The following is a 24,570-nucleotide window of genomic DNA, read 5'->3' as shown; positions in this document are numbered from 1 at the left end:
GCCGCCATCGTGACCCACTTGCTTGCTTAGACGATTTTTTCAGTTGCCATCGAACAGGCGATCGCCGTTAAAAATCTACAGCTTGACTGAAACAGGTTTAGCACACCAGATTTCTTTGACATATTCATCGATGGTGCGGTCAGAAGAGAATCTGCCCACCCGCGCCGCATTTAAGATCGACATCCGTGTCCACCGTTCCGTCTCTGTATAGGCATTAGCCACATCCTGTTGACGTTCAACGTAGGATTCATAATCCGCCAACAACACATATTGATCGTTGTACAACAGAGAATCCACAATCGGTTTAAACATCTCCGTGTCCCCATGGGAGAAATCACCACGGGCAATCCGGTCAATGACGCCTTTGAGTTCCGCATTATTGTTGTAATAATGCAGCGGGTCATAGCCACTGGCCTTGAGATGGGAGACTTCTTCCGCCGTGAGACCAAAGAGGAAGAAATTATCGGCTCCCACTTCCTCACGAATTTCGATATTTGCTCCGTCCAACGTCCCAATGGTCAGAGCGCCATTCATCGCAAACTTCATGTTGCCGGTTCCAGAGGCTTCTTTTCCAGCGGTAGAAATTTGTTCCGAGAGGTCTGCTGCTGGATAGATTTTCTGGCCGAGGGAAACGTTAAAGTTCTCCATAAAGACCACCTTGAGGCGATTGTGGGTATCGGGGTCATTATTGACCACCTCTGCCACAGCATTCACCAATTTAATGATCAATTTCGCCATGAAATAGCCCGGTGCGGCCTTACCACCAAAGATCATCGTCCGGGGCACCATATTGATCGCCGGATTATGCTTAATGCGATTGTAGAGGGTGATGATAAACAACACATCCAGCAATTGGCGTTTGTATTCGTGGATGCGCTTCACTTGGATATCGAAAATCGAATCCGGATTAATTTCGATACCGTTGTGATGCTCAATGTAGCTGGCCAGCTTGACTTTATTTTGATGCTTGATTTCGCGCCACTGACGACGGAACTCTGGATCATCTACAAATTCTTCGATGCGTTGCACCTGTTCTAGGTTTTTGATCCAGCCGGTGCCAATTTTGCTAGAAATCAGATTTGCAAGTTTGGGATTGCACTGGCGAATCCAACGCCGGGGGGTGACGCCATTGGTCTTGTTGTAGAATTTCTCCGGCCAGATGCGGGCAAATCCCTTCAGGGTATCGGATTTCAATAATTCCGTATGGAGGGCGGCGACCCCGTTAATCGCATGGCTACCGACGCAGGCCAAGTTCGCCATCCGGATCGATTTTTGGGGATATTCCTCGATGATGGACAGCTCTTGAATGAGAGCATCGAGATCATCGTGGTCGGCGTACCAGGTTTTGAGATTTTCAATAAACCGGAAGTTAATTTCGTAAATGATCTCTAGGTGACGGGGTAGTAGCTGCTCGAACATCTCCACGGGCCAACGCTCAAGGGCTTCGGGCATTAGGGTGTGGTTGGTGTAGGCAAGGGTTTTTTGGGTGATGTACCAAGCCCGATCCCAGGGGAGACTATGTTCATCAATGAAGAGACGCATCAACTCGGCAACGGCGATCGCCGGGTGGGTATCGTTGAGTTGAACGGTGTAGAAATCGAAGAAATTATCCAGATTGGGCTGTTTCTTCAGGTGCGCCCGGATCATATCCTGCAAGGAAGCGGACACAAAGAAAAATTGCTGTTCTAGGCGCAGTTGACGTCCCTGGGGGGTGTTGTCGTTGGGATAGAGCACCTTAGAAATATTTTCCGAAGAAATCTGGTTGGCGACCGCTCCGTCATAATCCCCGGCATTAAAGGCTTCAAAGTTAAAGCCTTCATCTTCTGCTGCCATCGCACTCCAAAGACGGAGAACATTAACGGTGTTATTGCTATAGCCCGGAACTGGGGTATCGTAGGGCACTGCTTTAACGCGGCGGGCTGGTACCCAGACAGCACAGGGGTAGCCCTTATCGCAGTGGTAAATCTCAGTGTGGCCCCCAAAGGGAATTTCCAGGGCCTCAGCTTGGCGACAAATTTCCCAAGGATTACCGTTACGGAGCCATTTATCGGGCACTTCCACTTGCCAACCGTTGCGGATGTATTGGTGGAAAATGCCAAATTCGTAGCGAATCCCGTAACCAATGGCTGGAATTTCGAGACAGGCCAGGGAATCTAAAAAGCAAGCGGCGAGACGACCCAGGCCGCCATTCCCTAAACCAGGATCAACTTCTTCTTCGAGAATATCTTCGAGTTTAATATTGCTTTCGGCAAGCATTTCGGCGACGGTTTCGTAGATTCCGAGGCTGATGAGGTTGTTGCCCAGGTACCGTCCCATCAAAAATTCTGCGGAAAGGTAGCAAACCGTTTTTGCACCCGTGTTGAGGTAAGTTTGCTCGGTTTGTTTCCACCGTTCTAAAAGGCGATCGCGGACAACATTTGCGAGCGCAACGTAATAATCGCGTTGTTGGGCCGCATCTTTATCACTTCCGGCGGAATAGAAAAGGTGATCGAAAAACGCACGGCGGAGACTTTCTTTGTCCATCCCCGTGCGATCGCCACTCCCCCCAAGGGAAGGGAGGCCATGGGAATTAGTCGCAGAGGTAGAAGGTTGTGTTTGCACAGTAAGTTATCACTCCTAACAAAATAAACGAGGGTCGCGGGTTTGTAGCATTGCAGTGGTAGGGACGTTCCCGTAGTCTGACAACGCGCATGATTCAGTCAATGATTTTAATTAATGGTCAATGGTGAAAATTTCTGTACTGCTACGGCCCACCGTTGTACTGCTATTTTGCAGTCTGTCCTCATAATCATGCAAAAGAATCGTTAATAGAACATGACATTATCAGGACTTATGAATTTCTTTAGCGAAAGATGTCGAAATGTTCTGGAGAACGGATGTTGTAAAGCGTCCTTTGCTTTTAGTCAACGGCCCACCAACCGAAGCCAGGGCCAATAATTCGCACGGTAAGCCACAGTACAACCATGAGACCAATGCCAATCCAGGCACCTTTGGTGGTCAGATTATAAGCTTGTTCTGCTTGGGTTTTGGTGAGGGGTAACCAGGGGTAAATGCGCTGTTCTTTACCATAGTTTTCCCCCATGGATTTCTTGCGGCGCTTTGCTTCTCCCATTGTTTTTTTGTCCTAACTGTTTGAATGGCTTGCATTGTGGGTACTGCGATCGCCATCATATCAAAGTGGCCCTCGGCGATCGCCCTTATGGCAACCAATTTAAAGCAACTTAATCAATTAAGGCCTTTAGCAGCACTTCCGGGAGAGACATGGCCGTCATTTCATCGATGGTGATGGTATCGACAATATCAAACTTCGCCCCGGCCTGACCTAGTTGATCATCGAGGGCTTTGAGATAGGCTTTGGCCTTGCGGTCTTGGCCCACTTGAATCAGCGAGATCCCGATTTCTTCATCCCGCTCAATTTTATTGGCGGCATCAATAATCACCCGCATCACGGCTTTACTATCGTCCGGCTCCCCATCGGTAATCACCAAAAATGTTTCACCGTTGGGTTTGGCTTCCCCTCGTTCTTTCCGTTGGAAATAGTTATCGAGGGCATCTTGCAAAACTGCCGCCAAGTCCGTCCGTCCCATGGGCTCATTTTCAGCGTAAACTTGGGTCACTTTATCGGCAGTGACATTGTCATAACGCCGGAATCGCCCTGAAAATAAGTAGACCGTAATGCCATCGGGGTCAATTTTTTCGCAGGTTTGGGCAAGGGCAAGGGTAGAGTCTTGGGCTGCATCCCAGCGGGTTTTGTCAGAGGTGGGCAGATCGCAAGTGTACATGCTGCCACTTTTATCAATGATGAGGGTGTAGTCGCGATTTTCGACTAAAGAAATTTCTGCAAGATCTACCATGGGCCTTCTCCGTCACAGGTGGGGTTTTGGGGTTCCCCCTGCTTTAGCCTAGCGAATTTCTCCAGAAAAAACGGGCTCAGTAACAATAGTTTTTGGACATTTCACAACAAATAAAGTTTGGGTGACATCCTCCCGACACTGAGTTAAAGATTACAAGGTTAAACGACAATTTAAGATGCGCCTAACTGGGTGGCGATCGCCTTAATTTTTTCCATTGGCGCATCGGTTTTTAGCGCTTGGGGATTAATGTGGGTGCGACTGGCTTGGAAACCTTGCGCCTGGAGACTGTTCAGTAGCGAATCTAATTTTGGCAGATCGATTTTGGCCCGGGCACCAATCTCTTTTAACGGGAAAAAATAGGGGGGTAAATCATTTTCTAAGGCCATCGTTTCTAGAACCTTTACCACATCCTGCCAGTGCCAGCGTTGGGCGATCGCTAACATTTGCCGTAAATAATCCGGGTGGTGCAGCTTGCCTAACCACATCGGGCCACTGAGGGTTAAGGGCAAATCGTCATGGGCACAGGTCGCCTGGGAGAGTTTACGCCATGTCGGTAGGCCATAGGTGCCGCAGTGATGACAATAGCCGAGGAAGCCGTAGTTTGTCTCCGTGAGGATGGGTTTACGGGTCAAACGGGCCATAATCCGGCAAGTATCCCCCCAAAATAACGAAAAAATTGGCTCAATCCCGAAATTTCGCTGGGCTGCCTGTTGCGCGAGGCTCCCTAGCAAGAGCCGTAGGCCCTGTTCCTGGACGGCAGGATGCGATCGCCCATAGGCCCCATATTGCCGTAAGGCCCGTTGCGGTTCTCGACCACTGTAGGTTCGACCATCGGTGCTAGTCAGATACATCAATCCGCCCAGGGTCGTCACGGTGAGGGCATCCTGGACGAAGGCTGACCCAGAGCCAAAGGCATCAAAATCAACCAGATCATAGCGATCGCCCATTAAAGACCGTTCCAAGCAAAGCTGCCGCAGGGAAAGCACACTAATGCACCGTTGGGCCGCGGGAATTCGCCGCAAATTCGTGGTCAATGTCTCCAGGAGATCTGGGTTTCCTTCATTGGCCCAGACCCAATCGGCTTGGGCTTCTTGGTAGTATCGGAGCGATCGCACCCCCGTCGCTGATAGGCCATCTAGAACCCGCAATTGCCCTTGATTTTGCCGATAGACTGCCGCCGCTAATACCCCTAAATCTCGCACAATGCGGCTGTGGGCCCGGTAGAAGCCCCCATCTACCTGAAATTGTATCGACCGCTCTTCAACCAGTTGCACCACAACGCCACCTACTCAGGGATGGTGATGTCAACAGGTTTAATCGTCTCAAACAGACTGCTTAGGGGAGGACCCATGGCGGCGGCATTGCCCACCACCAACACCGTTAGTTGTTCCGGTTTGAGGTAGGTTTGGGCCACCCGTTGCACATCTTCAATGGTGGTTGCTTCCACTTCCCGTTGGTACTGGAAAATAAAATCTTCCGGGTAGCCATAGTACTCGTAGCGCATGAGGCGAGACAGGGTTTGACCTGGATCTTCAAAATTAAAGACAAAGGAATTCAGAATCGAATCCTTGGCATAGGCGAGTTCGGCGGGGGTAATCAGTTCCGTTTGTAGTCGCTTGATTTCCCCTTTCATGGCCGTGATAAAGGGCACCGTCGCCTCGGTACGGGTCGATCCCCCGGCGATAAATTGACCGTCGTAGTCATAACGGGGACTCCACACGCCATATACAGAATAGGCGAGGCCCTGGCGGGAGCGAATTTCGTTAAAAAGCCGCCCCCCAAAGCCATTAATCACACCATTCATCACAGAGAGTTCTGGATAATCAGGGTTACTCAATTGTCCCCCCTGGTGGCCGATCAAAATGCTGCTTTGGGTCAGTTGGGATTGATCAACGAGGAAAGCGCCACTTTGGGCGGGTTGGGTGACAGCGGGTGGAGCAAGGTCAGGACTGGGACTGGGGTTACGCCAGGGGCCGAATTTAGCGGCAATTTTTGCTTTGGTGGCTTCTACGTCGATGTCACCGACAATGCCGAGGATCATTTGGTCAGGGCGGATATAGCTGCGGTAGAAGTTAAATAAATCGACCCGGTCAATGTTATCGAGGGTGGCATATTCGACGGTGCGGGCGTAGGGACTATCGGCACCGTAAATCAGTTTGTCAAATTCCCGGGCGGCGATCGCATCGGGTTCATCGTTACGGCGGGCAATACCTCCGGCGGTTTGTCGTTTCGCGAGATCGAGTTTGTCCTGGGGGAAAGCAGGTTGCTGGAGCACTTCGGCAAACAGATCAAAGACGAGTGCAAAATCTTCCTTGAGGGCACTAAAAGAAGCACTGCCAGAAGCTTCCCCGATGCTGGTCTCAATGCTGGCGGCCCGTTGTTCAAGGATGTTATTTAAGGTGTCAGCGGGATGTTTGAGGGTGCCCCCACTGCGCATCACAGTGCCCGTAATACTGCCGAGGCCCACTTTGTCGGCGGGTTCCAGGCGGGAGCCAGTGCGAATGACCATAGATCCCCCCACCAAGGGCAGCGTGTGATCTTCCATGAGATAGACCACCATCCCGTTTTCTAGTTCGTAGCGTTCGTAATCGGGGAGGGTGATTTCGGGTAGGGGAGGAAATTCTAGCTCACTGTAATCTTTGGGGGTGAGGGCGATCGCCGGACTGGGGAGCAGTTGTACCGTCACTAAACCGACAAAAAACAAAGTCCAACTGCGTCGGTATAATTTCGAGACCAGGAGACGCATCTTCTTGAGTTGGGGATTTTTCATCGATTTTGTGAGATTGAAGGGCTTCTATGGATTTTAGCAGGGCTGTCCTGGGGATGGGCAGCTAACTCAACTCGGCAACTTTTTGGTTTTCAATGAGGGTGACATTGCGCAGTAGATCCTCGACGGTGACCCGCAAGGTGCGATCGCCATCGACGAGGAATTGCAACTTAATGCGGTCGGTGCCGGGATAGCCCACGGGATCCAGTTTGGCAATGGTGCGCGCCCCATCCCGGTCATTGAGGGGTTTAACGTTGGTTTGGTTGGCTCCTAGTTGTTGGGTCACGAGGCGATCGCCATCAAAATAAACCTCCGTGCCGCTACTTTGCTCCCCCAGTTCGCCAACGATTAGTTCAATGCTGGGCTGTTGATCCATCGATGCCCCTAGGGTGATTTCCAGCGGTTCCGTCATCGGGTAGGGCTGGCCTTGGTTAATAATCGGTTGCCAATCGTGGCGGTTATGGCGGCGATTCCAGTAGCGGATGCCGTAGCTGTGGTAGAGAAAATCTTTGAGTTCAAATCCCTGGGCCAACTGCAACGCCCCACAGGCGATCGCCCCAAAGGGATTATCCCGTTTGATTTTTTCCGGGGGGAAATAACCCTCTAACCAGTTTTGCACTAGGGGAATTTGGCTCGTGCCTCCGACTAAAAGCACCGCTTCGATGTCCTCTTTGCCGACACCGTTACGGCGGGCTTGTTGTAAGACCTGGGCCAGCAAATCATCGAGTTGGGCAAGGAAGCCTTGATTTTCTAAAATCTCCTCAAAGGCCGACCGACCCAGGCTTAACTCATAGCTCTCAAAGGTTTGGTCGTTGTAATAAATCTCCGTTGCCTTCGTCTTTTGGGACAAGGCAATTTTCAGGCGTTCAACTAAGCGTAAACTCAGGGCATCCTGGGGCAAATTTTGTTGGGTCTGGAAATGTTCAAAAAGCCAATTATCTAAATCGGAACCACCGAGATTTTTACCTGCTTTCGCCAGCACTTTTGCGGTTTTGACCTTTTGGGTTTTGCTTTCGGCAAAGGATTTGCGGCCCCACTTCAAAATAAAGCCCGTCGGTTTACTTTGGCCCTGGGCCAGGTTGAGATCCACAAGGGAAAAATCCACGGTGCCCCCCCCAAAATCCACCACGAGAACTCTTTTTAAATCTTCGGCCAAGGCCCCATAACCCAAGGCGGCGGCGGTGGGTTCGTCCAAAAGCTGAATTTTTTCAAGTTCTGGCAACTGCTCACAAAGCCGACTCAGCCAACTCCGGTAGGCTTCAAAACTATCGACTGGCACGGTTAAAACGAGGCTATCGAGGGGTTCACCCTGGGCCTTGAGTTGGGCAAAAATGCCGTTGAGGAAATATTCCCCCATCTTCTCGAAGGTGATTTTTTCGCCATCTAGTTCCGGTAAAAAACCTTGGATTGCGGTGCCAATGCCCCGTTTAAAGTTGCAGAAATAGCGGGGATCGGGGGCGCGATCTAAACCGCGATCGCCAATGGCTTGACCGATAACGACTTTTTGGTCGGCGGCATTTTCGATGTACAAAAGGCTGGGGATCAGCGGTGGATTCGGGGAAATGCGTTGGGAAAGACCCTGGAGTGGGAGAATTTCTGGGGCTCCTTTGGCGGCATTCCACCGGGTCACTAGGGTATTGCTCGTCCCAAAATCCACTGCGATCGCCATAATGATTTCGTGATTTTCTTGAAAGCTAAACTGGACAATTTTTGTATTGTATCGAGTTCGACGGTTTCCGGTCGCCCTGGCCCAATCATTCCCGAAAGCACCAGACACCCAGTAGACTAAAACAGCAGCGGTGGCATTGGGGAAGAAAAACTTTGGCCAAACAACGATTAGACCTCCTGTTGGTGGAGCGTAAACTGTGCGAGTCTCGGCAACAGGCCCAACGGGTAATCCGGGCCGGAGAAGTCAAAGTAAAACAGCAGATTGTGGATAAACCAGGCACTTTGGTTCCTGCGGATGTGGACATTGAAGTCCAGGCGAAACCGCCCTTTGTGTCCCGGGGAGGCGAAAAACTAGCGAAGGCGATCGCCCACTTTCAAATCACAGTTAAAGATCGCATTTGTTTAGATGGAGGAATTTCCACCGGTGGCTTTACCGACTGCCTCTTACAAGCCGGTGCCCAACAGGTTTATGGCATTGATGTGGGCTATGGCCAAGTCGCCTGGAAGATCCGCCAAGATCCACGGCTGATCCTCCGGGAGCGCACCAATTTTCGCCATCTGATCCCAGGCGATCTCTACCCAGAAGGCACAAAAAAGCCGACCCTAGGGGTGATGGACTTATCTTTTATTTCCTTGACGAAGGTTTTGCCTACCCTCTGGAGTCTTCTGGATGAGCCGAAGGAAGTGATCCTGTTGGTCAAGCCTCAGTTTGAAGTGGGACGCGCCCAGGTAGGAAAAAATGGCGTTGTTCGCGATCCCCAGGCCCAGGCCCAAGCGATCTTTTCGGTACTAGAAGCCGCCCAAAAACTCGGTTGGCACCCCCAAGGGCTGACCTATTCGCCGATCACTGGCCCCGCCGGAAATGTGGAATATCTGCTGTGGTTAAGTACAGATACTCCCCGAATTGACCTTGATTTAGAAGCCCTAAAACAGCTCACCAAAACGGCGATCGCCACCCTCAGCAAGCCAGCGAATCCGGACGGATCGACGGCTGCAAATATTATCGAATAAATTTAAGATTACGCATTAGAATTGCGCGAAGGTTTCCCGGGACGGATCTGGGTTAGAGGACTTTTTCAAGCGTTGTTCCTTGCTTGCCGCTTCCCCTTCACTGAGTTGTTTCCCTTGGATGCGCACAAGAATTTTTGGCCCAGAGGTTGCCAAACGGAAAATCAAACCATCCTTAGCCACACATTGCTCGACCCGTTGATCCTCTATATAAGTACCGTTGGTGCCGAGATTAACAATTGACCACTCTTCCCCCTCCAATCGCAGTTCAACATGGTGGCGAGAAACAACTGCACTGTAGAGAACCACATCATTATCAGTTGAACGGCCAATACTGATCGTGGTTTCGGTCTCAAAAGACCAATTTTGCATCGGAGTAGCTTGGATGGGATGAAGTAAGGTCAGAATAATCACGGATTAACAAGGGTTTGCGGATGGGGCACGGCACTAGAAAAAACGAAAATTTTAGAGATGCGGCTCGTGAAATAAAGACTTTTGACCCTATTTTACCCTTAAGGGTAGTCGAACTTACCGATTAGATTATCTTTCCTCGCCCAAGATGATCTCAGAAAATTTGATGTCCGTAACACTGATGAGATCAAGAAAATCAAAGAAGAAACACCACACTTGATCCTGGACATTAAAAAACCCCCTACGGTTGTGTGGAGCACTGCTGCTGTCCGTCGCTGTAGAGGGCTTGACTGTGGTGATGACGTTTGATGAGGGAACGATTAGCTGTGACTGACAGGGTTTTCTGCAATATTCAGCACTAGGGAAGTTAGCCTAAAATTTGTGCGCGTACAGTACCTCCGCGTCGCAGATGTAAGTGATCCCTGAATAGTCATCGAAAAACTGGGCGGCAACCTCATCCGAAATCTTTAGAGCCATCTCTCGACTAGCGGTCAATACCTCAATTTTTACATTCGAGGAAGTGTCAGAGACGTTGGGTTGTCCCGATGAGCGCACGTTGCGGCTCCCTTTACCGCCGGCAGGCACCACCGTGTAACCGGTTGCTCCAACACCATCGATAATTTTGGCGATTTTTTTGAGTAATAATTTTTCCGTAACGATGACGAGCTTAATGGCTTGCTGAGTCATGGGGGGTTCCTCTTGACGCGTGATGTATGGCGAGTCGAAAAAAATTGTCGCTTTTCTATTAAAAATATGGGTTGCGACAATCAAAGACAAGACTCTATGGTTTTGTCTTAAACCATACCTTTAAGTCTATGCCAAAGGAGACCCTCTATTGGAAGGGATTGATTTAGATTAATCGAAGCATTTTATAAAAAACGCTTATCCCTTTAGTGCCGCGATCGCCTTTTAATCATTGGTTTTAACGCTGTTTGCAATGGAACCCATCAAATCCTAATTCATCGTCTAACGACAAGCCAGCCTTTGAGAATCACCCGCATCACAGCAGATATTTTTCTAACGGATGTTGGCTTTGTAATTTGACCCAATTCACAAACACAGATCCAGGGATTTAGACTCAATTCATAAGCTTAGGTTATCAAAAGATTCAGCAAGTTTAAGGCGATTTTTGACAAAAAAGGGCACTTGTTGACCCGGCATTGTATAGACTAAAAAACATGGCATTCACTCAATCCATAGGCTTATTTCTATGGATTGGGCTTACTCAACTATTTAAAAAATTTAACTTGAAGTCGCCATGGATATTGCATTGGCGGTTGTTGGCTACGTTCTCTGTTTTAAACGGGCACGTGACTGTTCGGAAATACATACAAACAGCATGGAGTAAAAAGCAATGAAAAAATTTGACGCGAGACCATCGCAACCCACCTTAAATGCAGATGAGGGATGGGTAGTGCAAGTGTATGGTAGTGACCGCCGCTTACTTTGCGTTTTAGAGCCTTCCCACGGTTGGATGTTTTTGATCGGTTGTGGGGTTGGTTTACTGCTTTCTGTTATCTGGGTGAACATTGCCCCTTACAGTCCCCCTTTAGAAAGTCCTGCACCTGAACAGTCTCCTGCTTTGCAAGTGGACTGAATTCTCCCCTTGGAGGCACTCGATACAGCGAGAAGTAAATCAAGGGATTGTTTGGTTGCACGAACAATAGGCGATCGCCATTTACTTAAACACCATTCACCTTAACTAGGAGCAATGAAGACAATAGAAAAGAAAAACTTATGAATCAAATTTGACATTGCGTATCAAATTGATGCTAAAAATTGAGATTTTCAGGATAGACTTAAGCACATAGAAATTTGGGTATTGATAGAGCCAAATCTATAAAAGCCCAATAACAGATTTTCGCATCGTACCCGCGCTGTAGGTGTAAAGCCCTGCAGCCTTACCTATTCAAAGCTCACAATTACCGCTCTTCATGGGAGGAAGCGGAAGGAGGTATTCGTGGATTTTTTGTCCGATTTTTTGACGAAATTTGGGTCGCAGTTGCAGTCCCCAACGCTCGGCTTTTTAATTGGCGGTATTGTCATTGCTGCCTTCGGTAGCCGACTTACAATCCCCGATGCAGTGTATAAGTTCATCGTTTTTATGCTGCTCATCAAAGTCGGTTTGAGCGGCGGTATTGCGATTCGTAATGCCAATATCACGGAGATGCTCTTGCCTGCGTTATTTGCTGTACTCATGGGCATTCTGATCGTTTTTATTGGGCGTTTTACCTTAGCGAAACTGCCAGGTATTAGGACCGTAGATGCAGTGGCAACTGCCGGCTTGTTTGGGGCAGTGAGTGGTTCGACCCTTGCTGCTGGAATCACGGTTATGGAAGGGCAAGGTGTTTTCTACGAACCTTGGGCAGCGGCACTTTATCCTTTTATGGATATTCCCGCCCTGGTGACAGCGATTGTTGTAGCCAGTCTTTATAAGAGCAAGCAGCGCGAGGTTGAAGCCGATGATTTCAGCAAACAACCCGTTGCCGCTGGTGAATATTCTGGTGAACCCGTTTATCCCACCACGAGGCAGGAATATCTGGGTCAAAAGCGTGGTAAGGCTACTAATCGGGTTGAAATTTGGCCCATTGTTAAGGAAAGTCTCCAGGGTTCTGCCCTATCAGCATTGTTGCTCGGTCTTGCTCTCGGTTTGTTGACTCGGCCAGAAAGTGTCTTTGAAAGTTTCTATGAGCCCCTCTTCCGTGGCTTCCTTTCGATTTTGATGCTGGTGATGGGGATGGAAGCTTGGTCTAGGCTTGGGGAGCTGCGCAAAGTTGCTCAATGGTACGCTGTCTATGCGTTTTTTGCGCCGCTACTCCATGGGTTTATTGCCTTTGGTCTCGGCATGATCGCCCACTATGCTACGGGGTTCAGTCCTGGTGGTGTTGCCCTCTTAGCGATTATTGCGGCGTCTAGTTCGGACATCTCCGGGCCACCTACTTTACGGGCTGGGATTCCGTCTGCTAATCCTTCTGCTTACATCGGTTCGTCTACGGCCATCGGTACTCCTGTGGCGATCGCCATCGGCATACCACTTTTTATCGGCCTTGCCCAAGCAACCATGGGTGGCTGATCTAAAATCGGTCATCGTCAAATAATCCAGAATTTCGATCAAGGTCTGCATTGTCTCCGGTCAATCGTCGGGCGATCGCAAAAAATAAACACTAGCAAGTCGAGGTTTAGCCTCGGCTTTTTTTGTTGCAGGGGTCAAAGTTTTGGCTTCAGAGGAGATTCCACTAGGGTTTAAGCGAGCGAGAAGGGTGTCTTTTGGGAAGCTTGATTTTTGTGAAGTCTTTGGTAGCTGTATGACTTGTTACAGCTTCAGTCGCTCAATGCTTGATACATCTAGCTAGCTGGGACGATTGAAGCACAGAAGGCAGTGGTCTGTTTGGCGATCGCCTGAACTGTAGCTTGATCTTTGGCCCCACTTCACAGCAGGTTCGAGGGTAATGGCATGGTAAATAGTCTAGAAGGTTACAACCCCGGAGATTTTTATGATGAGCTTTTTGCGGAGCAGGGGATACCACGACCAGCCGCAGCGGCGTTGATTCAGCATATTGGCAAGTTCCCCCTCAGTACCCTGGAGCAACAACAGAAATCGGCGCAAAATATGCTGTTTAAGTTGGGTGTGACCTTCAATGTTTACAGCGATAACCAGGGGACGGAGCGGATTTTTCCCTTTGATGTGATTCCCCGGATTATTGCTCAGACGGAGTGGGATTGGCTCGAAAAAGGCTTACAACAGCGCATTGAAGCGTTAAATCATTTCCTCGACGATATTTACAATGAACAGCGCATTATCAAGGATCAAGTGATTCCGCGCCATGTGGTGGAATCAGCGTCGGGCTACTTGAAACCCTGCATTGGCCTCAAACCCCCCAAGGGCAAATGGTGTCACATTACGGGTACTGATTTGGTGCGCGATCGCCAAGGTCAATGGTACGTCCTCGAAGATAACCTCCGCTGTCCGTCCGGGGTTTCCTACGTTCTCGAAAATCGTCGGGTAATGAAAAGTCTTTTTCCGAGCTTTTTTAATACCCTAAAGATTCAACCCGTCGATGACTATCCGGGGCAACTGCTGAATCTGTTAATGAATTTGGCCCCCGATCACATTGCCGATCCCTGCGTTGTGGTGCTGACACCGGGCATTTACAACTCCGCCTATTTTGAACATTCTTACCTCGCCCAGCAAATGGGGTGTGAGTTGGTCGAAGGGCGAGATTTGGTCGTGGTGGATGGCTATTTACAGATGCGTACCACTAAGGGATTACAACGGATTGATGTGATTTATCGACGCATTGACGATGACTTTTTAGATCCGTTCGTTTTCCGCTCGGATTCAGTGCTTGGGGTGCCGGGCCTGATGGAAGTCTACCGTCAAGGACGGGTGGCGATCGCCAACGCCCCAGGGACAGGAATCGCCGATGACAAAATGGTTTACGGCTACGTTCCCCAGATGATCCGCTACTACCTCGGCGAAGACCAAATTTTGCCCAATGTTGAGACTTATTTTTGTGAAGATCCCCAGCAGCAATCCCATGTGTTGAACCATTTAGACGAGCTTGTGGTGAAGGCCACCGATGCCTCCGGGGGCTATGGGATGTTGGTCGGCCCCCATGCCAGCCCCACCGAACGGGAACAATTTAAGGGCTATATCAAAGCTAACCCCAGAAAATATATCGCCCAACCCACATTATGTTTATCGCGAGTCCCGACCCTAATTGATGGCGCATTTGTCGGCTGTCACGTGGATCTGCGGCCCTTTATCCTCAACGGTGGCGATCGCACCTATGTTAACCCCGGTGGCCTGACCCGTGTCGCCCTCAAACAAGGCTCCCTAGTCGTCAACTCATCCCAAGGGGGCGGCAGCAAAGATACCTGGGTGATTAATACCAAGGCCGCCTAAAAAAATTACGCCAAACTGCAAACTCCCTACTACACCCTATCCCTAAGCAAATTCGAGGAGTAAAGATCCACCATGTTGAGTCGTGTTGCTGATTCTATTTATTGGCTCAATCGTTACGTCGAACGGGCCGAAAATGTCGCTCGCTTTGTGGAGGTCAATTTAACCCTCTTGTTGGATACGACAACCACCACCAACTATTGGCAAGCCCTGATCACCACCACAGGAGATTCTGCTCTATTCCGCGAGTCCTATGGCGAAGCCACCAGCGAAAATGTCCTGCAATTTTTAACCTTTGATCAGAACTACCCCAGTTCAATTGTGTCCTGTCTCAAACGGGCGCGGGAAAATGCCCATGCTGTCCGGGCCAATATTTCTTCTGAAATGTGGGAACAGCTCAACGAGCTTTATCACACAGTACAACGGGCCGCGAGTCAGCCCATGACCCTAGAAGAGCGTTATCAATTTTATCCCGCCATTCGCATGGGGAGTCATCTATTCGCGGGCATTATGGAAGCGACAATGTCCCACAATGAAGGCTGGCACTTTGGCCAGTTGGGGCGTCTCCTGGAGCGGGCAGATAAAACAGCGCGAATCCTTGATGTGAAATACTTTATCCTCTTGCCTTCCTTGCAGGATGTGGGGAGTCCTTTGGATAATTTGCAGTGGATTGCCCTACTCAAATCTGCCAGTGCCTACGAGATGTACCGCAAACGCCAACATCGGATTACCCCAGAGAATGTGGCCGCCTTTTTGATCTTGGATACGCAGTTCCCCCGGTCGATTTGTTTTTCGTTGCTCGAAGCCCAAAAATCTCTCCATTGCATTGCCGGGACTCCCGTTGGGAGCTGGAGTTGCTCTAGTGAGCGCTCCCTTGGTCGCCTCTGTTCTGCGTTGGACTACATGACGATGGATGAAATTTTCGACCAGGGCCTCCATGAATTCCTTGACGATCTTCAGAGTAAATTGAATCGCGTTGGTCAGGATATTTATGAAGATTTCATCGCTGTCCCCCTGGCGGTTTAGTTTGAATGAGTTTGAATTGACTGTTTACTTTTTTGGCTCGTGTTGTGCGCTATCAGATTACCCATTCGACCCTCTACACCTATAGTCATCCCGTAGAACTGGGCAGCCATTGTGTCAAATTATGTCCACGCACCGATGGCCAGCAACGGCTCCAGCAGTTTCACTTAGAGGTTGACCCGCTACCCCAGCAGCACACCCGCCTCCTGGATCCAGATGGCAACGTGGCGGATCGTTTCTGGTTTGATCCGCAACCTGTACAGTCCCTAAAGTTCGTCACAACGGCAGAGGTGGAAGTCGTCTGTCAGAATCCCTTTGATTATCTTGCGGCTCCCTGGGCGATCGCCTGTCCCTGGGACTACCCCAGTTCCCTCGCCCTCAGACTTTATCCCTACCGACAACTCACCACTCCCCATCCCCGCGTCGTGGAGTTAGCCCAGGATCTCTTGCACCAAGTAGAAGGAAATGCCGGCCTCTTTGTGAGCCAACTGACCCAGCGCATCTATGAAGATTGCCGCTATATCCATCGCCTTGAAGGGGCACCCCAACTTCCTGGGATCACCCTTAGCCAGCGGACAGGTACCTGCCGTGATTTTGCCTTGTTATGGGTTGAGGCCTGTCGAGTCGCTGGTCTAGCGGCACGGTTTGTCAGTGGCTACCAACGGGGCGATGAAACCACAACCCAACATGAACTCCATGCCTGGGGAGAAGTGTATATGCCGGGAGGTGGCTGGCGTGGCTTTGATCCCACCTTGGGTTTAGCGGTCACAGACGGTCATATCGCCGTTGCGGCAACGGGAGATCCCCGACGGGCGGCCCCTGTATCGGGAGATATCCAGAGTCCCTTGGGGAGACCCCAGACGAGCTTGGTTTGCGATATTCGTCTGGTTGATGATGCGCTTTTTTCCCAAACACAATCACAATCGCAATAATTCTCTAGGGTCTATCATCAGTTAAGCCAGAGGATGGCATTAGCGAATCATTTCTATATGCCAAACCCCGTTAACTTGACAGCTTTACGGAAAGCTTTCACCATGAAATCGGTTCAGTTAACTTGAGCAGAATACTTTTTATTTTCTCTCAGTACTGATGGCATTGTTGCCAATCCTAAAATTTTTGTTGAATTATTCTCCTAATTATATTGAGTTTCACTACAAACTGAAGCCACACATTTTATGAGCCAAATTACAGAAACCATCATTAACAGTCTACAAGCCATTTTAAGTATCGGTATTCAACGAATTCCCGGCTTGCTAACTGGAATCATTATTCTATTTTTAACAAGGTATTGCTCGGAAATTTTCCAGAAAATAACCAAAGAAGTTACCGCCAAAACCATCAAAAATCATTCACTACAAATTCTGGCTGACAAAGGCGTTTATGTGGGGACGTGGGTTTTAGGTGTTTTATTTGCCTGTGTAGTCGCTTTTCCTGGCCTGAGTTTAGGGGATATTGTTGCCACTTTAGGGGTGGGTTCAATCGCCATTGGTTTTGCGTTTCAGGATATCGTCAAAAACTTTTTTGCGGGGATTATCCTACTGGTTGAGGAGCCTTTTCGCATCGGTGATGAAATTGCAGTCAGTGACTACCAAGGTATTATTGAAGATATCAGTATCCGCACAACGAGCATTCGCACCTATCAGGGGGAAAAAGTCTTGCTACCAAATGCCAGCGTGTTTACTGATGCGGTAATGGTGAAAACAGCTTATCCTAATCGGCGCACTGATCTCGGTGTGGGGGTAGATTACAATACGCCCCTGCCAATGGCCAAGGATCTATTACAGCAAACGATTTGTGATTTGGATGGCGTTTTAGCACAGCCTGCCCCCGAAATTGATCTCGTCAGTTTTGGCGATAGTTCCATTGACTTTATTGTCCGCTATTGGACAACGCCTAAACAGAAAGAAGTTCGTCGCGTCCAAACCCTGGCAATTATTAAGATCAAAGAAGTATTCGACGCAGCTGATATTAATATCCCCTATCCTATTCGCACTTTATATTATTACAATCAGGATAAATACAATGATTATTTGCCCAGCCAATTACCTGCAGGAGATGATACTTAGAAAGCTGATTTGAAAACTGAATATTTAATTTGTTGACTCACACAAAAAATTACTTTAGATACCGATGATTACCTCTGACAAACTGGATAAACCCGATTGGCTCAGTACTATCTTTCAGGTCAAGGGGGCTGTCTTGTCTATGATTTTGCCGCGCATCCTTTTTTTCTGTATTTTGACTGCGGTATTGACATTTATCTACCTCCAGGGTTTGCCTATCTATCTTGAGAAACTGGGAGATTTGACCACAAATGTTATTTACAATCTGATTCTGGGTTTGCTCATCGTTTTTCGCACCAACACATCCTACGAGCGTTTTTGGGAAGGGCGAAAAGCATGGGGGGGGATCGTTGTGAATATCCGTAATCTTGCCCAGGAAATTTTGATTGGGATTACGACCTCAACAGAAAAAGAAATACAGGGCAAAAAACAGGCTTTAAATCTACTGCTTGCTTTTGCGATCGCCACCAAGTTGCACCTACGGGGAGACCAAGTAAACGACAGACTAGAAGCATTGGTCGAGCCGGAGCAGGTCACGCAACTGAAAGACTCGAAAAATCGCCCCCTTGATATTCAATTTTGGTTACGTACCTATCTACATCAGCAACTCAAGCTGAAAAATTTTGGGGATGCGCAGCTAAATATGACCACCGGTATGCTGAATAATCTCACGGATAGTGTGAGTGGTTGCGAAAGAATTTTAACCACCCCAATTCCGATTACCTATCGTGTCTATTTAAAGCGCTTGATTTTAATTTATTGTTTTGGTTTACCGTTCCGTCTGGTGCCTGAGATGACCTGGTGGGCAATTCCGATTGTGGCCGTGGTTAGCTTCCTGTTACTAGGCGTTGAAGAAGTCGCCCGGGAGCTAGAAAATCCCTTTGGTTTTGATGTTAATGATCTGCCCCTAGACGATCTTTGTGACGTGATCGAAGGCAATCTTGAACGTGTCTCTAGTTTGCATGGCCAGACGAAAGAATTAGCGTCTGTATCGTGATTAGGGATGACAAACAATACTCCCGATTGCGTCACTCAAGAAAATCTGTGCCATTGCTTGCGGGATCTTGATCCTGCTGATTAAAGTCCCGGTTCCATTCCACCCCTGGCATTGCTTCAGAGGCTTGTTTGAGGGCGTTTTCCCAATAGCGACGAATTTTGAGTAAGTAGGGGTCGCGGGCTTCTAACCGCAAACGGTGCTGGATTTTGAGGCTATTGACCGCATAGGAAATCATATCGATGGGAGGCCCCACAGACAGGTTAGAACGCATTGTGGAGTCGATGGAGAGGAGGGCTGATTTGGCGATCGCATCTAAAGAAGACTCATAGGAAAGGGTACGATCCAAGATCGGTTTGCCATACTTCGTTTCGCCAATCTGTAGATAAGGGGTCTCTGGGGTCGCGCGAATACAATTTCCCTGGCTGTAGATGAGAAAAAGCTCCGGTGGTGCCCCGGCAATTTGCCCAGCGAGGAGAAAATTACACTGGAAATCAATGTGATCCTTTTCGAGCCAAGGTCGATCTTCCTGTTGCAGTTGGCGAGTCTTTTTGCCAATGTAGCGGGCAGCATCATAAAGACTAGGAATCGTATGGAGATTGTGGGGCGTACCACTGCGAATCTCCTGTTCTAGTTGATAGGTGATGGCTTGGGTAATGGATAGATTGCCCGAAGTACAGAGAATAAGCACCCGTTCCCCTGGGCAGGAAAAATCAAATAACTTTTGATAGGATGAAACGTAATCAACCCCCGCATTGGTGCGTGAATCGGCGGCGAGAATAAAACCCTGGCGAACTAAGATTCCTAAACAATACGTCAATCTTGATGACCTCGTTTGACCTGATGGGATTCACAGAAAAAATTTTGGGTTGGCTGAGCGTAACCTGTCAGGATATGGACGACAAAAAGCCAGTTGCTGTCACATTAATCATCGCATATCTTCCAAGCTGCGCGAGCATTATTTTTGCAAATTATTGTTGGAGTTTCCCCATGAATTACGTTTGTTATCTCGGTTCTGGGCAACGGCTTGATTTGGCGAACCAAGGCTCCCATACCGTTATTACCCTCAGCCAAAGTGGCCCCGGACAACAACAACAAAGTACAAACCGTTACCTAACGGGCACCTGGACGGCACAACCAACGGTGATGCAAGCGGGCGGGATCACGGTGATCACGGTTTTTAGCGCGACAAAAACAACGCAAATTACTGTACAAGGCCAGGCGATCGCCCTTTGTGAACAACCCCTCAATTTACAGGGTGCCCAATCGCTGCCTTTAGAGCAAACGGCGGCGAAATCTCCGGAGCCAATGTCACCTTTAGAACCCCTGCCCCCACTCAAAATGGGCAATATGGAAATGAAAATGAAGCCGATGGAAATGCGCCTGGGCAATATGGAGATGCGGATCGATGATCTCAATCAACCGGCCCAGCAGCAACCGACGCCAGCAGCAAATTCGACAGCAAATAATAAGCCAAAACGGTTTTGCGGCCAATGTGGTCAAGCCATTACCGCAGGCGATCGCTTTTGTACCCAGTGCGGTCAGCCTTTGTCGTCCTAGCGATAGCGCTTAATCTAAGGGTTCCATCGTTGAAATTACTGAAAACCTTTTTTCCGGGCCTTGGTTTGGGGCACCCGTTGCAACCAAAGATCAACTTGCTCTGTATCCAATTGCAGTTGTTGCAAAAGAGCTTGGACATTCGCACGGGTATATTTTTCTGGGGGGCCTGGGGCGATCGCCTCTCCCTGAGCAGCCAAATGTAAAACGGCGGTAAATAAAGAAGCGGCCTGAAGAATTGGCGTTGTCTCTAGCCAAACGGGGAGAATCCGCACCTCAATCGTGTTTTTGTGGGGTAGGGCATTGATGCAGTTCACCAAATTAAAATCACAATATTTTGTCAGCTTGAGGCAATGAAGTTGCTGCTGGACGGCGGGCCAGGGAAGTTGTCGAAATTCCGGCTGGTTCACGATGGTGAAAAGGGTTTCGGGCCAGGGGCCGAGGCGACGACAATGGGGATTCGTGCCCATCAGAGTTTTGAGAATATCCCCATAGCGCCACAACAGATTCACTAAATTGGCGATCGCCGGGGCTGACTGGAGGGGCGTCGCCTCAAAATGAAGGTGAGTTGCGCCTTCAACGGGAGCCGTAAATTTTAGGTGCCGCGCTAAGGATAATAGGGTTTCTAATTGATGCTCGTGGTCTGTCTCCAGGGGCGCTGTAATTAGTTCACAGGGGCGTTCTCGTTCTCCGGGTAGTGGGGCGGCGATCGCCACGGATGCCCCGCTTTGATCATTCACCCGCCGCATCCCCCCTGGCCCCGGTTCTGGTACCGTGCCAAACAAATCGCCGATAGGTTCCATCACGGTTTCTAAAGGGGCTTTAGCCTCGGTCTGACGGGCAATCAAACGCAGCAGACGCTCGTCATCACTGACAATGCGATACCAACCTGCCTGGGGTTTGGCCTGGCGATTCAAGTCTTTTTGTAACGTTAGATCATCGACACATTGGGCGATCATCCGTTGCTGGGGATCTCGGATCTCAAAGCCGAGGGTTAAATTGTGGAAGACTGGTTTACCCGGTACTTTGCTGGGTTCCGATTGGGGGTGAAAAAAACGATGGACTTGCCCCCCCTGGGCAGTGGCGATCGCCGCTGCTAGATCCTGACGACTGCTTCCTGACGGTGCCAGTAACTCAATTTCAAAGCCAATTTTCCAATCTAGAGTAATCACAGTTTTTGCGCCTCGGCCCTTGTCTGTTGTCGTCGATGTTTATCAAAAAAAATGCGGGAGATGATGCCTCATCCCCCAAGACGATTACCGTTTAGAAACCCATCGCATAGAGGGGCTGGGGCGCACCCGGATCGGAAGAATAGCGATATTGAATTTGATTGAAATGATAGTCCAAATGAATTTCCATATTGCGTGAAGCGTCGAAGAGGGTTACCACCAACGGATCCCGCTCAATTTCATTGAAGTAAAAAATTTCTTCCCCGGCAGCAGTAAGCTCGACCCATAGACCATCGGCCCGTTGGACAAAATAACCTAAAGTGTGGCCATCACGATTCAAATTCTCAAAGGCAATGGTTTCGACAATCGCGGTGGGATCATAATGGGATTGCTCGGCGTAGGCCATCTCGACGATGTCATGGGCAACACCCGGTAAGCCCCATTCCAATTTGTCAGCGATGGTTGTTTTTGCTTCAGTCACGGACACATCCCAATATTCGGCAACGACAACCATATCTTCATAGCTAAAGCCTTCGTCGGTATAGTTGCAAAGACCTTGGCCACCGTAATAGTCCCGGGCCGCCGTTAATTTGCTTTCAACGGTTTGATAGTCACCATCTTGGAGGAGTTTGCCAGCACTGACCTTGGCATTACCGGGGCCTTCTCCCCAGAATTCCCCCAGCATTTTTGCGTCGCACCAGGTGTAGTCTGCAAAGAATAAATCAGTTGCATCCTGGGCGGGGCTTACGGTTAAGGGGGATGCGGTGGTAGGAAGGGCATTGGCGGAGAATCCGGACACAAATACTGCACCAGTGGCAATCATTTGTAAGAGGGTGCGGGGGGCGGTAAAAAGTGTGGTTGTCATGGCTCTTGATTTTAAGTGGGAATTCTTGTGTGTTGCCCGGTCTTAGTTGTGCCGCCTGTTTACCGATGCACTTTGTGGGGCGATCGCCACTGCAACTAGGCTTGATCAACGCGTCGTTCAGCGAGTTTGAGACGAATTTCTTCGTGGTACTGCTGGGTGATGGGATAAAAGTAGGCGAGTCCTAAGCCAATGATAAGCGCAAGGGTCGGTAAGGGGGCGCTCACTTTAATTCAGGTTAAGACGACTTTTCTCCAAAGAAAGTACGTTACAGATTTGTATTTTTGAGATGAAGGCTTAGTGGAAAGGGAAGACGATCTTCTCTCTGTAAATTTTTTGGAGTGGATAGGACCCTACTCCTCTTATCTTCAGTTTCGGTCAAAAGTTCCAGACATTTAGCTTTCTGCCGAGAAATCGCTGATCTGAAAATTTCAAACAAATGAGCTAAGATCTCGCAACCAGTTATTAAACAGTTTCTCAAGTTTAATAGCCTAATCGTGTGAGGAAAAAATGAAAACATCTCTATCTCTCTGGAAGTCTCTATCCATTGCTTCGGCTGCTGTTGGCGTCTCCGTTGCCACTGCTGGCACCGCCCAAGCCCAAGCAAGTAACAGCGAACTCCTTAATCAAATCAACACCTACAGTCAAGATGACATTGCTCAGGTAAACAGCGTTTTCCAACTCAGCGATGTTTCTCCCTCTGACTGGGCTTTTGATGCGCTTCGTAACCTAGTCGAAAACTACAACTGTATCGTTGGTTACCCCGATGGCACCTATCGTGGCAGTCGTCCTCTCAGTCGTTACGAATTTGCGGCTGGTCTGAACGCTTGTTTACAACAAATCGAGCGGATGATTCAAAGTGGTGGTTCTGAAGTAACCCCCGAAGATCTCGCTGCACTCCGTCGCTTGATCAACGAATTTGAAGCGGAACTCGCTACCCTCGGTGCTCGTGTTGACGATCTCGAAGGCCGTGTTGAGTTCCTCGAAGATCACCAGTTTTCTACCACGACCAAGCTCAGTGGTGAAGTTGTTTTCGCCATCCAAGATAGCTTTGGTGATACGGTGTCTGATGGCGGTGTCGATGAAGATGACACAGCAACAACCTTCAGTGATCGCGTTCGGTTAACCCTCGAAACCAGCTTCACTGGTAAAGACACTCTGATTACCCGTTTAACAGCCGGTAATTCGGCAAGCTTGACGCCTGAAATCGGTGGTGGTGTGGGTTTTCAAACCTTCAATCTTGACACCGATGGTAATGATGTCGTTATCGACTGGTTGGCATACTACTTCCCGCTCAGAAGAGCAAACGTTTATCTAGCAGCCTTTGGTGGTCTCCACAGTGATTACACAAGTACCACTTTTGGCGCCAATGGTTTAGAAGATTTTACCGGTGCTTCTGGTTCTCTAACTCAACTTGCAGCGTCTAGCCCCATCTATACCATTGGTGGCGGCTCTGGTCTTGGTTTCAACATGCCTCTTGGCCCTGTTGATATTTCCTTGGGTTACTTAGCTGATGAAGCCAGCTCTTCTGCCGAAGGTGATGGTCTTTTTAACGGTGAATACGGTGCTTTGGCACAGATTGCTTTTAACCTCGGTGAGCGTGCTGAGCTCGGCGTAACATACGTCAACAGTTACCATGACAGCGGCGCGATCTTCGACTTTGGTGGTGGTGCTGCCGTAAATGGAACATTTGCAGCTAACGGACTGAGTGTCGGTGATCTCGAAGCAAATACTTATGGTGTCCAAGGAAAGTTCTCCCTCACTGACAAAATTGATATTGCCGCCTATGGCATGTATTCCGATATCAATGTTATTAGTGGTGGTGACCTTGACGTATACAGCTATGGCTTAGGTGTCTCTTTCTCTGATCTTGGTAAAGAAGGGAATGTGCTTGGTTTGTTTGCGGGTGTCCCCCCTTACCTTGATGGGTCTGGACAAGTAGCCTTTGATGGTGATGAGACTCCGATTCAAGTGGAAGGTTTTTACAAGTATCAACTTAACGATGGGATTTCCATTACTCCTGGTTTAATTTGGCTAAGTAATCCAGGCGAAGGTGCCTATGGTGAAGAAGATGCACTCATTGGTACTCTCCGCACCACCTTCACGTTCTAAGCAGGTTTATCTCACCTAAAATCGTTTGTTTTTTCACACATTTTCTTTGTGAGCCTCGCCTCCGGGCGAGGTTTTTAATTATCTGCTATCTGAGTTTCAGAGTTAATGACTTTTGTCGGAGGCTTCGTCTAATGGAAAAGAGTGCGAGATTTGAAAATCTATTCACACTAGCATTTAGA

The 24,570-nt window shown here is 48.9% G+C and carries 22 protein-coding genes; 10 read left to right on the top strand and 12 right to left on the bottom strand.

Features of this window, described 5'->3' with window-relative positions:
* Positions 1 to 75 precede the first annotated feature (75 nt).
* From AACT35_RS15360 to AACT35_RS15335, 6 genes are all read right to left on the bottom strand, one after another.
* Positions 76 to 2,523: a glycogen/starch/alpha-glucan phosphorylase gene (locus AACT35_RS15360; protein ID WP_228657509.1), complete on the bottom strand. Its 2,448-nt coding sequence runs from the start codon at positions 2,521 to 2,523 to the stop codon at positions 76 to 78.
* Between the two features lie 376 nt (positions 2,524 to 2,899).
* Positions 2,900 to 3,112 (bottom strand): DUF2839 domain-containing protein, encoded by a 213-nt coding sequence (locus AACT35_RS15355; protein WP_012306112.1) that lies wholly within the window; start codon positions 3,110 to 3,112, stop codon positions 2,900 to 2,902.
* Between the two features lie 109 nt (positions 3,113 to 3,221).
* The gene (locus tag AACT35_RS15350; protein ID WP_012306111.1) at positions 3,222 to 3,854 is read right to left on the bottom strand and encodes a vWA domain-containing protein; all 633 of its coding nucleotides are present in this window, start codon (positions 3,852 to 3,854) and stop codon (positions 3,222 to 3,224) included.
* Between the two features lie 170 nt (positions 3,855 to 4,024).
* On the bottom strand, positions 4,025 to 5,128 hold the full coding sequence (locus AACT35_RS15345) for a tRNA (guanine-N1)-methyltransferase (RefSeq protein ID WP_339374629.1): 1,104 nt from the start codon (positions 5,126 to 5,128) through the stop codon (positions 4,025 to 4,027).
* 11 nt (positions 5,129 to 5,139) lie between these two features.
* Positions 5,140 to 6,624 (bottom strand): M16 family metallopeptidase, encoded by a 1,485-nt coding sequence (locus tag AACT35_RS15340; protein ID WP_254047938.1) that lies wholly within the window; start codon positions 6,622 to 6,624, stop codon positions 5,140 to 5,142.
* A gap of 61 nt (positions 6,625 to 6,685) precedes the next feature.
* On the bottom strand, positions 6,686 to 8,290 hold the full coding sequence (locus tag AACT35_RS15335) for an Hsp70 family protein (protein WP_099237707.1): 1,605 nt from the start codon (positions 8,288 to 8,290) through the stop codon (positions 6,686 to 6,688).
* Positions 8,291 to 8,442: 152 nt separating this feature from the next.
* Between AACT35_RS15335 and AACT35_RS15330 the strand changes: the two genes are divergently transcribed.
* Positions 8,443 to 9,300, top strand: coding sequence for a TlyA family RNA methyltransferase (locus AACT35_RS15330; RefSeq protein ID WP_099237705.1), 858 nt, complete (start codon positions 8,443 to 8,445; stop codon positions 9,298 to 9,300).
* Between the two features lie 15 nt (positions 9,301 to 9,315).
* On the opposite strand, the gene AACT35_RS15325 is transcribed toward AACT35_RS15330, so the two are convergent.
* Both AACT35_RS15325 and AACT35_RS15320 read right to left on the bottom strand, forming a co-directional pair.
* A complete protein-coding gene (locus AACT35_RS15325; protein ID WP_012306106.1) occupies positions 9,316 to 9,711 on the bottom strand; it encodes an FHA domain-containing protein in 396 nt (131 codons plus the stop codon).
* Between the two features lie 369 nt (positions 9,712 to 10,080).
* On the bottom strand, positions 10,081 to 10,395 hold the full coding sequence (locus AACT35_RS15320; RefSeq protein ID WP_012306104.1) for a P-II family nitrogen regulator: 315 nt from the start codon (positions 10,393 to 10,395) through the stop codon (positions 10,081 to 10,083).
* A 667-nt stretch (positions 10,396 to 11,062) separates the two neighbouring features.
* On the opposite strand from AACT35_RS15320, the gene AACT35_RS15315 reads away from it, so the two are divergent.
* From AACT35_RS15315 to AACT35_RS15285, 7 genes are all read left to right on the top strand, one after another.
* Positions 11,063 to 11,305: a hypothetical protein gene (locus AACT35_RS15315; RefSeq protein ID WP_030007089.1), complete on the top strand. Its 243-nt coding sequence runs from the start codon at positions 11,063 to 11,065 to the stop codon at positions 11,303 to 11,305.
* A gap of 363 nt (positions 11,306 to 11,668) precedes the next feature.
* Complete coding sequence (locus AACT35_RS15310) at positions 11,669 to 12,781, top strand: sodium-dependent bicarbonate transport family permease (RefSeq protein WP_062432192.1); 1,113 nt, start codon at positions 11,669 to 11,671, stop codon at positions 12,779 to 12,781.
* 381 nt (positions 12,782 to 13,162) lie between these two features.
* Positions 13,163 to 14,614 carry a circularly permuted type 2 ATP-grasp protein gene (locus AACT35_RS15305; protein ID WP_099237703.1) on the top strand — a complete coding sequence of 484 codons (1,452 nt, stop codon included), beginning with the start codon at positions 13,163 to 13,165 and terminating at the stop codon, positions 14,612 to 14,614.
* 72 nt (positions 14,615 to 14,686) lie between these two features.
* Positions 14,687 to 15,637 carry an alpha-E domain-containing protein gene (locus AACT35_RS15300; protein WP_099237701.1) on the top strand — a complete coding sequence of 317 codons (951 nt, stop codon included), beginning with the start codon at positions 14,687 to 14,689 and terminating at the stop codon, positions 15,635 to 15,637.
* Between the two features lie 32 nt (positions 15,638 to 15,669).
* Positions 15,670 to 16,566, top strand: a complete 897-nt coding sequence (locus AACT35_RS15295) for a transglutaminase family protein (protein ID WP_339374628.1) — start codon at positions 15,670 to 15,672, stop codon at positions 16,564 to 16,566.
* Between the two features lie 243 nt (positions 16,567 to 16,809).
* Positions 16,810 to 17,700 carry a mechanosensitive ion channel family protein gene (locus tag AACT35_RS15290; protein ID WP_065715911.1) on the top strand — a complete coding sequence of 297 codons (891 nt, stop codon included), beginning with the start codon at positions 16,810 to 16,812 and terminating at the stop codon, positions 17,698 to 17,700.
* A 64-nt stretch (positions 17,701 to 17,764) separates the two neighbouring features.
* On the top strand, positions 17,765 to 18,694 hold the full coding sequence (locus AACT35_RS15285) for a bestrophin family protein (RefSeq protein WP_099237697.1): 930 nt from the start codon (positions 17,765 to 17,767) through the stop codon (positions 18,692 to 18,694).
* Between the two features lie 31 nt (positions 18,695 to 18,725).
* Here the strand turns inward: AACT35_RS15285 and AACT35_RS15280 are convergent, their stop codons facing one another.
* The gene (locus tag AACT35_RS15280) at positions 18,726 to 19,511 is read right to left on the bottom strand and encodes a proteasome-type protease (protein WP_030007082.1); all 786 of its coding nucleotides are present in this window, start codon (positions 19,509 to 19,511) and stop codon (positions 18,726 to 18,728) included.
* A 170-nt stretch (positions 19,512 to 19,681) separates the two neighbouring features.
* Here AACT35_RS15280 and AACT35_RS15275 point away from each other — a divergent pair, with 170 nt between their 5' ends.
* Positions 19,682 to 20,251 (top strand): zinc-ribbon domain-containing protein, encoded by a 570-nt coding sequence (locus AACT35_RS15275; protein ID WP_143596752.1) that lies wholly within the window; start codon positions 19,682 to 19,684, stop codon positions 20,249 to 20,251.
* 35 nt (positions 20,252 to 20,286) lie between these two features.
* Here AACT35_RS15275 and AACT35_RS15270 read toward each other — a convergent pair whose 3' ends face one another.
* The 3 genes from AACT35_RS15270 to AACT35_RS15260 all read right to left on the bottom strand — a co-directional run bounded on the left by AACT35_RS15270 (position 20,287) and on the right by AACT35_RS15260 (position 22,506).
* Positions 20,287 to 21,420: an amidoligase family protein gene (locus AACT35_RS15270; RefSeq protein ID WP_099237693.1), complete on the bottom strand. Its 1,134-nt coding sequence runs from the start codon at positions 21,418 to 21,420 to the stop codon at positions 20,287 to 20,289.
* 91 nt (positions 21,421 to 21,511) lie between these two features.
* Positions 21,512 to 22,282: a hypothetical protein gene (locus AACT35_RS15265; protein WP_099237691.1), complete on the bottom strand. Its 771-nt coding sequence runs from the start codon at positions 22,280 to 22,282 to the stop codon at positions 21,512 to 21,514.
* A gap of 95 nt (positions 22,283 to 22,377) precedes the next feature.
* Positions 22,378 to 22,506: a hypothetical protein gene (locus tag AACT35_RS15260; RefSeq protein ID WP_256376218.1), complete on the bottom strand. Its 129-nt coding sequence runs from the start codon at positions 22,504 to 22,506 to the stop codon at positions 22,378 to 22,380.
* 283 nt (positions 22,507 to 22,789) lie between these two features.
* Here AACT35_RS15260 and AACT35_RS15255 point away from each other — a divergent pair, with 283 nt between their 5' ends.
* A complete protein-coding gene (locus tag AACT35_RS15255) occupies positions 22,790 to 24,391 on the top strand; it encodes an iron uptake porin (RefSeq protein ID WP_099237689.1) in 1,602 nt (533 codons plus the stop codon).
* The last annotated feature ends 179 nt before the right edge of the window (positions 24,392 to 24,570 follow it).

Source organism: Synechococcus sp. BDU 130192 (assembly GCF_963876085.1).
Taxonomy (GTDB): Bacteria; Cyanobacteriota; Cyanobacteriia; order Cyanobacteriales; family MRBY01; genus MRBY01.
The sequence above is the reverse complement of the archived record's forward strand: the minus strand, read 5'-3'. Positions and strand labels throughout refer to the sequence as shown.